Here is a 10,381-nt window from a genome sequence, read left to right on the forward strand (position 1 = left end):
TGCATTCACTCGAACCGAAGGGCGCCAACAAGTGTGTCGAGCACCGTTTGCGCGGTGCCGGCGAGGCTTTCACGGGACCAGCCGGCGCGTGCGCCGCTTTTGCTCCAGAGCACACGACCGCTGCTGGCTTCGAGCACGCGCAGGCTGATGCCCACCGCTGGTTCGCCGTCCAGACCGTTTTTGTACTGCCACTCTTCAACGCTGCCGGAGACCACGTAATCGAGCTTCTGATCGCGGGCCCAATCGAGGGCGCCGGCCAGGCGTTCGTTGTCGTCCATCAGCGCTTGTTCGCCCTGGGTGCTGGCCGGGTAAACCCGTGGTTTCAGACCATGGCTGCTGAGGACGCTGAGCAGGATTTGCTCACTGCGCTCGCCCGCCTGCGGCGTCTGCGAATAGTTGACCATCGGCACCACACCCCATTTCGCATTACGCGGCAGATTGGGGCTGGTGTCGCCAGTGAAGCTGGCGCAACCGGCGACGAACAGAACGGCCAGAGCCAGGCTCAGATTACGAATTGCTTGCATCAGTTTTTCTCCCGTAAACATTTCATGATCAGCGTCCGAATCGCACGCCGTAGCTCACACCCAGTGTTCCGCCCGCCTGACCATCCCCGCCTTGTGGCGCGGACTGGTAGCCGAAGGTCAGGGCCAATTCGTCATCGCCCAGCACTTCGACGCCGATCCCGGTGTTGATGCCGTAGTTGAAGGTTTGATCCAGCCATTGCCAGCCCGCCGTGACGTCCACCAGCCAGGTGTATTGCGGGCGAGTGCGCACCAGCGCGCCCGGCAAACCGCGACGCCAGGAGCTGCCGACATAGAGTTGGCCGTAACGGCTTTGCAGCAGATCTTCGGCCGTGACGACCGCAGGATCATCCGAGTCATCAACGCTTTTCACCGGGCCGCCGTTGGCGCTGGACAGGTAGTCCAGGGTGCGGTCCTTGACGTTGTTGTGCTGATAATCGACACCGCTGCGCACGGTCCAGTTAGGTCCGGCAAATTCCAGCGTGTGGTTGTATTCCATCTTCAGCGCCTGGCCGTTGCCCAGGGAATCGCCGGCGCGGGTGGAGAAGGATTTCTGCGCCACTTCCCAACTGATCTGATCCCGCGCCGACAAGCCGTGACGACCGCCGAGCCACACGCTGTCGTGCTGGCCGAAAGCGCGCATCAAGCCGCTGTCTTCGCTCTTGCGATTCCAGTCCAGGCCCGCCTCGAGCTGATCGCTGACGTCCAGCTGCCAGATCCGCGACAGGCCCAGGCCATTGCGGTCGTCGTCCTTGCGCTGGCTGGTGTCGGCGAACAGTTTGTAGCTGCCGTCGTCGACGAAACGTTGCAGCGTCAGGCCGGCGTTATTCTCGTCGCCCATGCGCGATTCAATCAGTTGATCGCTGTTGTAAGTGCCCTGCTCCAGCTCAAGGTTTGCGTACCACTGATCGCCCAGGTTGTGCGCCACTTCAAGGCGCGGGCCATTGAATTCCAGGCCGCCGAAATCCTGTTGATGCCAGGACACCTGCGCACCTTGCGGCGTCAATTCCTGAAGCTCCACGGCTTGACGACGCAGTTGCTCACGCACCGCCGCCGGTTGATCGTCGCCCAGCGCAGACTCGCTGAGATCGAGGGCTTCGGCGTATCGGCCAAGACGACTCAGCGCCTGTGCACGTTGCGCCGGGTTCAGGTCGTTGCTGGCCAACAGGGTTTCGACCTGCTGTTTGTTGCGGCTGCGCAAGGCTTGTTGAATCTCTTCATAACGCTCGACCTTCAAGCCCTGGCTGCGCGCCCAATCCAGCCACTGGTCTTTCTGCGATTCCTGGTTCGTCACGTCGAGGCGCGCCAGCAACCGCTCGAACCACAATTGCAGCATGGCCGGCGAGCCGTCCTTCCACTGCGCGACTTCATTCGCCGCTTTGCCCGGCGAATAGCTGCTGGCCATGAGGCGCAACCAGATCGCGTAACGCTGGGACGACGGCTTGATCTCTTCACCCTCAGGACTGCGCAGCAACTTCAGGCGCAGGCGTTGGGCCGCATCGCGATAACCGGCGCTTTCAAGGGCATCGGCATACGCCGCGCGCACCAGCCAATCCTGCGGGCTGGTCTTGAGGTACAGGCGATACCAGGCCAGGGCTTCGCTTTCACGACCGAGCAACTGGCTGGCACTGGCGAACGGCAGCCACAGAATCCGGTCTTGCCGCGCCTGCGGACGCCATTCGGTCAGCAACGGTTTCAGCGCAGTAGTGTTGCCCTGATCGATGTAGAGCCACATCAGGCGTTCGCGGAACTGGTTGTCATCCGGGAAGCGCGACAAGCCCAACAGGTACAAGCGCTGCGCTTCTTCGGTTTGCCCTTGCTGAACCGCCAAAGCACCGCGAATCGCCAGCACCTGCGCTTGCTCGCTGGCGTCCGGATATTGCTCGGCACTCTTGAGCAGGGCGGCGACTTGCGGCCAGTCCTGCAAGTCCTGAGCTTGTTGCAAGGCCTCGACCAGACGCAGCGGATCATGCACGCGCTGCCAACTGCCGACCATCATGGTCAGGGCGCGTTTTGGGTCACTGGTGCGGTACATCGTGATCAGTTGGCTTTCGTCGCCGCTGTTGAGCGAACCGCGCAGGGCGAGGAGTTTTTCCAGGGACGCTTGCAGCTCGTCGTCGAGCTCCAGATCCCAGGCCAGCGACGAGCGCAGGCTCCAATATTCTTCATCGGTAATCTTGCGATTGTCGATCTGCACCACGCCCCACGCCGACTGATTGTCAAACAGCTTCAAGTAGGTGTTGGCCCAATCGATGCGTTCGGTGGTGGTCAGCGCAAAACGTTTCGAATAGCTCTTGTAGGTCTCGGCCTTGTGCGCGTACTGCCCGGTGTTTTCCAGGTTCTGCACCAGGCGCGTCCACGCCAGGCGATGGCTCGGGTACTTGTTCAGGTAAGCGCGCAACCAGGCTTCGGCTTCGGTCGGGGTGCCCCGTGATTCGTGGCCATAGATCAGCGCATCGAGTTCGACGTCGGTCAGCGCTCGCTGCTGCATGATGTCGGCGAGCAACGGAATCGCCTGATCGAAGTCGTACTGCTGGCTTGCCAGACGCCACGCGTGTTCGCGGGTTGTTGGGTCTTCGTGCAGTTTCAGCAAGCGAATCCAATAGGCCAGGGCTGCCTGACCATCGCCACGCCATTCGCCCAGATGCGCCATTTGCTCGAGCAAGGCCAAGTCATCCGGGTGTTCGGCCACGAGTTGCTCACCGCTTTCCCAGGCACCGGGCAGATCGCCAAGCGCCAGGCGCATGCCGAATTCTTTCCTGAGGATTTGCGGGTTGTCTGGCTGCAAGACGCGCCACTGATCAAGGAATCGCTGCGCCAGGTCGAAGCGCTGGCTGCCGACGGCGACATCGACGCCCTGCTCCAGCCACGCCGCATCATTTTGCGGATCCTTGAGCTGATCCAGTTCATCGGCGAGCACCTGCGCGGCCTGGTCACCGTGACCGGCGGCCAACAGGCTGTTGAAGGCCAGTTGCGCGTATTCACGTCGCTCGGGACCTTTACTGTCCTTTTTCAGTTGCAGATAAATCTCGGCGGCGCGATCCGGTTTCTCACCGGCCAGATACCACTGCGCGGCGGATTTGAGCGACTCGATGCGCTGCGCCGGATCGCGCCCGGCGATTTCTTCGTAGACGCTGGCGGCGAACGCCGGCGCCTGAAGGGTCAATGCCAGCTTGGCCAGGTTCTGCAATTGCGGCAGAGGCAGCATGCTGTGATCGAAGCCTTGCAGGCGTTCGATCAACGCTTTCTGAGCAACCGGATCGTCAGCCTTCGCCGCTTCCAGTGCGTCCAGTTCCAGACGGTAATAGGCCTGCAACCCGAGTTGCGGTGTCGGCCAACTCTCAAGGTGCTGACGCGCCTTGGTGTAGTCGCCGAGGCGGATCAACAGGTCGACCAATTGCAGGCGCAAATGGTCGTCGTCCGGGTGCGCCGACAACAGCAGTTCGGCGTAATTGGCCGACACCGCATCCGGCTCGCGGCCATCGGGCTGGAACACTTCTTCGCGCTGGAACGTCAGCCAAAGGATGCCACCGACCGCCACTGCCACCACCGCCAATGTCCACGGATTGAGCAGGCGGCCGCTTTTAGTGGCTGAAGACTTAGTTGCAGAAGAGCTGACCATGACTCACCTGCTTCATTGGTAATTGAAAAGTCCACAGACCGGCGGATGCCTTGCCTGCAAAACGTTGTCCGTCCACTTCAACCCGGCACGTGCCCGAGGCGCGCACGGAGAAGCTCAGGTCGACCTGCCCGGCGAACGAAAAGTCCACCTGGCGCTCATCCACGTAGCGCCAGTCCACCAGCGGCAGATTGGCGTCCTCCAGTGCCGGTCTTTCATCCCGATCGGGGCGCAACACCAGCAACGCGTGGTCGCTGCTCAAGGCCACGTAACGGCCCTGCGGCAAGTCGCGAACACCGGCCACGCCTTGCGAGCGCATCAGGTCCGGCCAGCCCATTTGCGGGTCGAGCCGCACGGTGCGCAGCGCGTCCAGCCCGCGAATCTGCCAGGCGCCATCGGCGGTGCGCGCCATGCTCACTTGATACAAACCGTGCAAACGATCGAGGTAGTCGCTCAACCACAGCGACATCGGCTGCTGGGTTTTCATGTAGCCGTAGATCTCGCCCATGGCCTTGATCGAGGCCTGCTTGGTGCTGGAATAGAAGTGGTAATACAGGTGCAGGCCGCGCATACGCCGCGGGCTGTCGGTGAGTTCAAAGGTGTCGATCACATCGCGGAAGCCGTAATACGGGCCCTTCCACAGGTTGGTGTAGAGGTTCTCGTTGATGATCGGCGCGTAGTACTGCAAGCCGCCTTCGGTGGGGCGCAGCAGCGGGTTCAAACCGGTCAGCGACGGATTGGCCTTGGTCATCATGGTCTCGGCGCCGTTGACGTTTTTCAGGCCGGCGTCGTAGGCCAGTTTGATGGTCGCGGCCGAAGGCAATGCATCGCCCGGCCAGAACACCATCTTCACCGGTTTTTCCGGGGTGGTGAGGTGTTGGTTGATGTAGTCGCGGGAGCCAAAAATCTCGCGACGAAAATCGATTTTGTCGTAGCCCGGAATGGCCATTTTCAAGCCGTATTCCGGGTGGAAATTTTCGCGTTTCTTCGCCAGTTCAGGCTGCAGGAAAAACGGATGGCTGAAGGTATGCGTGGCGACTTCGACTTTCGGGTCGGCGAACAGCTCACGGGCAATCGGCTCCAGTTCGCGGGCGAGAAACGGGAACATCCCGCGTGGCGAAATCTCACCTTCGATCACCGACACCGAGGTCAGAAACGGATTGGGCCGAATGAAGTCGTCAAGCACCTGCTTGCCGGCGTACGGCGTGCCGCGCACTTCGGCGCGCGACGGGAAACCATCGCCGTCGATGTGCACGGTGGCAATACGACGACCGTTTTCAGTGGTGGTGTCCGGGCGCGGTTGCACCGGTAGGCGCAGGCTGGCTTGAAGGAACGCGAACGGGTCGAGAATCCAGCGGCTGCGCTCGTTGTTCGCTTCGAGAATGTATGGCGCAAGGGCCAAACCGCCCCAGTCGGCCACGGCGACCGGAGCAAAGGCCTGGCCGTCGGCGGCGGTCAGCAGCAACGCGGCTTTCGGGCCTTTGGGCAGCAGGGAAATCGCGGTCAGGTCACGGGATCGGGGCTGCACCGGTGCTTCGAACGCTCCGATCAGCGCCTTGTCCTGATAGGTGATGCTCAACGCTTGGGTGGCGATGGGCGCTTCGCGTGTCAGCCCCAGACGCTTGAGGAGTAACGGGTCCAGAATCGGCAGACCGGAAAAGAACACCACCGGGACTTGCTCGTCCAGGCGCTTGCCGATCCAGCTGTTGAACGCCGGGGCGTCCTGCGGCGGGCCGCTGGTCATCCAGGTGATCACGCCGGCGTACAAACCGCTGAAGCGGTACTTGGGCAGGGTGTTGTCCACCGGCAGGTAATCCACGCGGTAGCCGAGGTATTCGAGCAAGCCACCGAGCAGCGTGTGCCCGGCATTGCGGATCAGGTCGCCTTCGCGCGGGTCGAACAGCAGCGCGACCCGGCGCGGCTGGACTTCGATGTTGCTGACGCCCATCGAGTCCAGCTCAGGGGTGCCGATGTACGGAATAAAACCCTCTTCGCGAAGTTGCTTGGCCAGCTTGCGCGCTTCGTCGCGGCGCTCCGGCGGCAAGTAGTCGATGGCCACCAACGGGATGCCTTTGGCGCGCAGGGGCTGGATCTGGGTTTCCAGCCACGCGCGGTCGGCTTCAGGTACCGGGCGATAACGCTTGGCGGTCGCATCCCAACCGGCGTGGATCGACTCGATCGCCACCGCCGCGGCCACACCGTCCAGCTCCGGCAGGACTTCAAAGCCACGGTTGAAAAACAGCTTCAGCGTCGGCTGGCGGTGGTGCAATTCGCGCAGGAAACTGGCGAGCGCCAGACGTTGGGTTTCTCGCTCAGCCTCGGGCTGCAACTGGAAACTGTCGAGGGTGTCGAGGAACAACCCGGCATAGCCTTCGGCCTGCAACGCCTTGGCGCGGCCGAACAAATGTTCACGCCACGCTGGCGCTGCCAGGTTCATCACCTGACTATCCCACGCACCGTTTCGCACCGGGCTGACTGCGCCGGCGAGGTGGGCGTTTTCGATGTCGCCCTTGTTGCCGGCGAACTCGCCGATGGACAAATAGGCAAACGGCTGACTGCCCAAATTGCGCAGGGTTTTGACGTCGCCCTGGGTCATATGCCCGGGCTCGACCACCGACCAATCGAATTGTGCGAGTTCCGGGATCGGCGGTTGATCGGCGTACCAGAACGTCACACTAGAGGGCTGTGGCAACGCGGCGGCCTGGGCAGCCGGGCCACTCACGATAAGCGCGATGGCAGCCAGCAGCCGTTTGGCGGCCGAGCGGACACGCGTCCTGCGAAAAACGATTTCCATAACGCACTCTTGAGTGTGACTGAGTCGATGCTGATTGAACGTCGTGCCGAGTGACCGGCCGCGTTACAGACTGCGGATTAGCTGGGCCAAACCCTTGCCGATAGTAGTCGGCTCAGGGAGTTTGAAACGCTCGAGCAGGCGAGCGTTGTTGGCACGCGAGTGGCGAATGTCGCCTTGTCGAGGTGCGTGATGAATCACCTTCAACGGGGTGCCGACAACAGCCCCCAGTTCAGCGATCAGGTCGTTGAGGCTGGTGGAACGGCTGAGCCCTACGTTGACCGCGCCGGGTTTCGGTTCGTTCACTTCCAGTGCCTGCACGAGAATGCTCACCAGGTCTTGAACGTAAACGAAATCGCGGGTCTGCCCACCGTCACCGAAGATCGCCACCGACTGCTCGGCCATGGCCAGTTTGGTGAAAATGCTGATCACGCCGGAGTACGGCGAAGACGGATCCTGGCGCGGGCCGAAGATGTTGAAGAAGCGAAAGATCATCGGTTCCAGGCCGTGTTCGCGGCGATAGAAATCCAGGTAGTACTCACCGGCCAGTTTGTCGGCGGCGTACGGCGTGAGTGGGGATTTCGGCGTGTCTTCGTGAATCGCCGTGCCTTCACCGTTGTTGCCGTAAATGGCCGCGCTGGACGCATACACCACACGCTTGATTCCGGCCTTCGACATGCTTTCGCAGACGTTCAGGGTGCTGACGAAGTTGCTTTGATGAGTGCTGACCGGATCATCCACCGAAGCCTGCACCGAGGCGACCGCCGCCAGGTGAACGACAGCGCTGCAATCGCGCATAGCCTGTTCAACGACAGCACCATCCGCCGCATCACCGATGACCAGGTTCAGATTGGCATTGTCCATCGGCAGATTAGCCACTTTGCCGGTCGACAAATTGTCCAGCACGCGAACCTTGTAGCCCTTGCCGAGCAATGCTTCGACCAGGTGCGACCCGATAAATCCCGCCCCGCCGGTGACCAGTATTCGCTCGACAAACATCAAATTTCTCCCTGAACAGTTGAGCGGATACAAGTGGTTATTCCGCCGCCTTCATGGCGCAAGGCCACCAAAACGCGGCCGATAATGGGAGTTCAGAGGGGCACTGTCAATAGTTTGTCTAAACTAACGCAGCACGAAAAGATAGTCATTTATTTGACGACATTTATTAGATTCAATGTGTCATGTTATTGCCACGCTTTCCCGACAGACTCGTCTAAACCGGGCTTCTACGTCCGGTTACAAACCCTTCTGCGGACGACGCTGAACTGGCGTCAGTACTTCAATACTTATCGACACAAGCCACTGGACGATGACAGCGGAATCGAGGCGGATCGCGACGACTTCCAGTACGGATTTTCGCGACCGATCAAATCGCTGATTCACCGTTTGCAGTGCCGAATCGAGTCGCTGATCTATTCTTCGCTTCAGTCTTTTCAGGAAAATATTCATGAATCGCTGGATTACCGTCGGTCTGTTTTCAGCAATCGCTACTTTTGCGCAGGCCGCCTCCGAGGTCGAACCGCGTGTCGAGCAGGTTCCTTTTGATAAGGGAAGCGATAGCGCCAGGATCGACCAATCCATCAAAGGCCCACTCACCGCGCAATACCGCGTCAGCGCAAAAGCAGGCCAGATACTGACCGTTGACCTCAAACCCTCCAACACCTCGGCTTACTTCAACGTCGCCGCCAAAGGCCAGGACACCGCGCTGTTCAACGGCTCGATCATGGGCAATCACTTCATGGGCCCATTGCCCGTTGATGGGGTGTACACGGTTCAGGTGTACCTGATGCGCAACGCGGCGCGGCGCAACGAAGTGGCCAACTACAACCTTTCATTGAACCTAAGCCCGGCGACCGACAGCGCCCAGCCGTTTGATCAAACACTAGAACTGCAGGGCGTACGATTTCAGGTGAAGGGGGAATGGGTCGACGGGAGTCCAGTGGTGCGCATCTCGCCGCAAGGGCTGGAAATCGACAACTCGGCGATCACTCGACCACTGACGGGTAACATTGCCCGCGCTGAAGTCGCCGACCTTGATCGGGATGGCTCGCCGGAGATTTACGTGTTCGCCAGAGCACCGGGGCGCGGGATGCCCGGGGAGTTGGTGGCGTACGCGGCTAACCATAAGAAGTCGCTGAGCGAGATTTACCTTCCGCCGGTTAGTGAGAACCCGAAAGTGGCGGAGGGGTATCAGGGGGAAGATGAGTTTGCGGTGGTGGAGAATATGTTGGTGCGGCGGTTTCCGGTTTATGAGAGTGCGGAGGCTGGGGCGGGGAGGACGGGGAAGATGCGACAGGTTGAGTATCGGTTGGTGGCTGGGGAGGCTGGGTGGGTTTTGAAGGGGGGTGAGGGAATTGAGTATTAAGGCAGATAGTTACGAGACATTAGCCCGCAAGATTTACGATAAAAAAGGGCTGTGAGTTTTTTGTCCGCAAACAATGAATGCCGCTAACCGTTGAATGAATTAGCTATGAATTTAAATGAGGAACGGAATGCAAACGTTCTCGCTGGATACGAATTGCGTTATTGCATTAGAGGAAGGTCGTGTAGAAGCCGCGTCTGTGCGAGCGCTGGCAAACGCCCATGCGGCCGCAAATGCTAACGTTGGCGTCATTGCGATTTCAGCTTCTGAGCGCCAAAAGGATGGCAGGCATCTTGAGAGTTTTACGTGTTTCCAGAACCGCTTAAAAACGCTTGGACTTGAGCATCTGGATCTCATTCTTCCCATGTTTTACTTTGATTTGACGTTTTGGGATTGCGCCGTTTTTACCGATGAAGCGGGGCTGATACTTGAACAGAAAATCCACCAGATTCTATTCCCTAACATCGAATTTCTTTGGCCGGATTTTTGTCGTGCGAACAATTTAGACCCATCAAGCATTGTTTCAAGCTCAAAATGGCGCAATGCAAAATGTGATGTTCAGGCTCTGTGGGGGCATATCAATGCTAAGAGAGATATTTTTGTAACGTCTGATGAGAATTTCCATAAAGTCTCAAAAAAAGCCAAGCTCATCGCGTTGGGGGCTGGTTGTATAGAACGCCCCATTGACGCTCAATCCCATTTCGAAGAAATTACCAAGTAAGAAAAAATGGCGAATGCCTCTCCTCTAAATACGCGATACACAGATCAATCCAACGGTAAGGCTCGGGTAACCAGGAGTATGTTAATGATGTCGATAAAGCCGAGTTTTACCAACGGTACCCAGAGTCGCTTTGCCGACTTTATTCGGAACGCCAAATCTGTTGAAAAAAAGCGTGTCTATAGCGAAGTACTGAGAGAAGCGTCAAAGCAGCAGAGCCTGATGATGCTGGCGGCAGAGGCCAAACGAGGTTAACCCACTGCGCTGATAAGAAGCCCGCCCAATTGTCGGGCTTTTTTTTGGTTCTTCACGGATTACCGGGAAAGACGCTCTTGATCTTCATGAAAAAGAATTCGCTATCCCGGTAACC

The 10,381-nt window shown here is 59.2% G+C and carries 7 protein-coding genes; 3 read left to right on the forward strand and 4 right to left on the reverse strand.

Translation table 11 applies throughout. From position 1 onward, the window contains the following. Positions 1-5: 5 nt before the first annotated feature. The 4 genes from AC07N8_RS12905 to AC07N8_RS12920 all read right to left on the reverse strand — a co-directional run bounded on the left by AC07N8_RS12905 (position 6) and on the right by AC07N8_RS12920 (position 7,930). Positions 6-524: a penicillin-binding protein activator LpoB gene (locus AC07N8_RS12905; RefSeq protein ID WP_140663956.1), complete on the reverse strand. Its 519-nt coding sequence runs from the start codon at positions 522-524 to the stop codon at positions 6-8. A gap of 28 nt (positions 525-552) precedes the next feature. Further along, positions 553-4,143 (reverse strand): tetratricopeptide repeat protein, encoded by a 3,591-nt coding sequence (locus AC07N8_RS12910; protein WP_493143876.1) that lies wholly within the window; start codon positions 4,141-4,143, stop codon positions 553-555. Then, positions 4,121-6,934, reverse strand: a complete 2,814-nt coding sequence (locus tag AC07N8_RS12915) for a bifunctional glycoside hydrolase/polysaccharide deacetylase family protein (protein WP_493143878.1) — start codon at positions 6,932-6,934, stop codon at positions 4,121-4,123. Before AC07N8_RS12915 ends, AC07N8_RS12910 begins: the two co-directional genes overlap by 23 nt. Positions 6,935-6,997: 63 nt before the next feature. Then, positions 6,998-7,930, reverse strand: coding sequence for an NAD-dependent epimerase/dehydratase family protein (locus tag AC07N8_RS12920; RefSeq protein ID WP_483842454.1), 933 nt, complete (start codon positions 7,928-7,930; stop codon positions 6,998-7,000). Positions 7,931-8,378: 448 nt separating this feature from the next. On the opposite strand from AC07N8_RS12920, the gene AC07N8_RS12925 reads away from it, so the two are divergent. The 3 genes from AC07N8_RS12925 to AC07N8_RS12935 all read left to right on the forward strand — a co-directional run bounded on the left by AC07N8_RS12925 (position 8,379) and on the right by AC07N8_RS12935 (position 10,266). After that, positions 8,379-9,296 carry a hypothetical protein gene (locus AC07N8_RS12925; protein WP_493143881.1) on the forward strand — a complete coding sequence of 306 codons (918 nt, stop codon included), beginning with the start codon at positions 8,379-8,381 and terminating at the stop codon, positions 9,294-9,296. Between the two features lie 127 nt (positions 9,297-9,423). After that, entirely contained in the window at positions 9,424-10,014 is a 591-nt protein-coding gene (locus AC07N8_RS12930) for a hypothetical protein (protein ID WP_493143883.1), read from the forward strand. Positions 10,015-10,098: 84 nt separating this feature from the next. Continuing rightward, the gene (locus tag AC07N8_RS12935) at positions 10,099-10,266 is read left to right on the forward strand and encodes a hypothetical protein (protein WP_493143885.1); all 168 of its coding nucleotides are present in this window, start codon (positions 10,099-10,101) and stop codon (positions 10,264-10,266) included. Positions 10,267-10,381: the final 115 nt, after the last annotated feature.

The sequence above is a fragment of the Pseudomonas sp. GW821-FHT10C09 genome (genome assembly GCF_059415465.1).

Bases quoted from the DNA above. Each gene is read 5' to 3' on its own strand.
- AC07N8_RS12925 (WP_493143881.1), top strand. From the start codon at position 8,379: ATGAATCGCTGGATTACCGTCGGTCTGTTTTCAGCAATCGCTACTTTT.
- AC07N8_RS12920 (WP_483842454.1), bottom strand. From the start codon at position 7,930: ATGTTTGTCGAGCGAATACTGGTCACCGGCGGGGCGGGATTTATCGGG.
- AC07N8_RS12930 (WP_493143883.1), top strand. From the start codon at position 9,424: ATGCAAACGTTCTCGCTGGATACGAATTGCGTTATTGCATTAGAGGAA.
- AC07N8_RS12910 (WP_493143876.1), bottom strand. From the start codon at position 4,143: ATGGTCAGCTCTTCTGCAACTAAGTCTTCAGCCACTAAAAGCGGCCGC.
- AC07N8_RS12935 (WP_493143885.1), top strand. From the start codon at position 10,099: ATGATGTCGATAAAGCCGAGTTTTACCAACGGTACCCAGAGTCGCTTT.
- AC07N8_RS12915 (WP_493143878.1), bottom strand. From the start codon at position 6,934: ATGGAAATCGTTTTTCGCAGGACGCGTGTCCGCTCGGCCGCCAAACGG.
- AC07N8_RS12905 (WP_140663956.1), bottom strand. From the start codon at position 524: ATGCAAGCAATTCGTAATCTGAGCCTGGCTCTGGCCGTTCTGTTCGTC.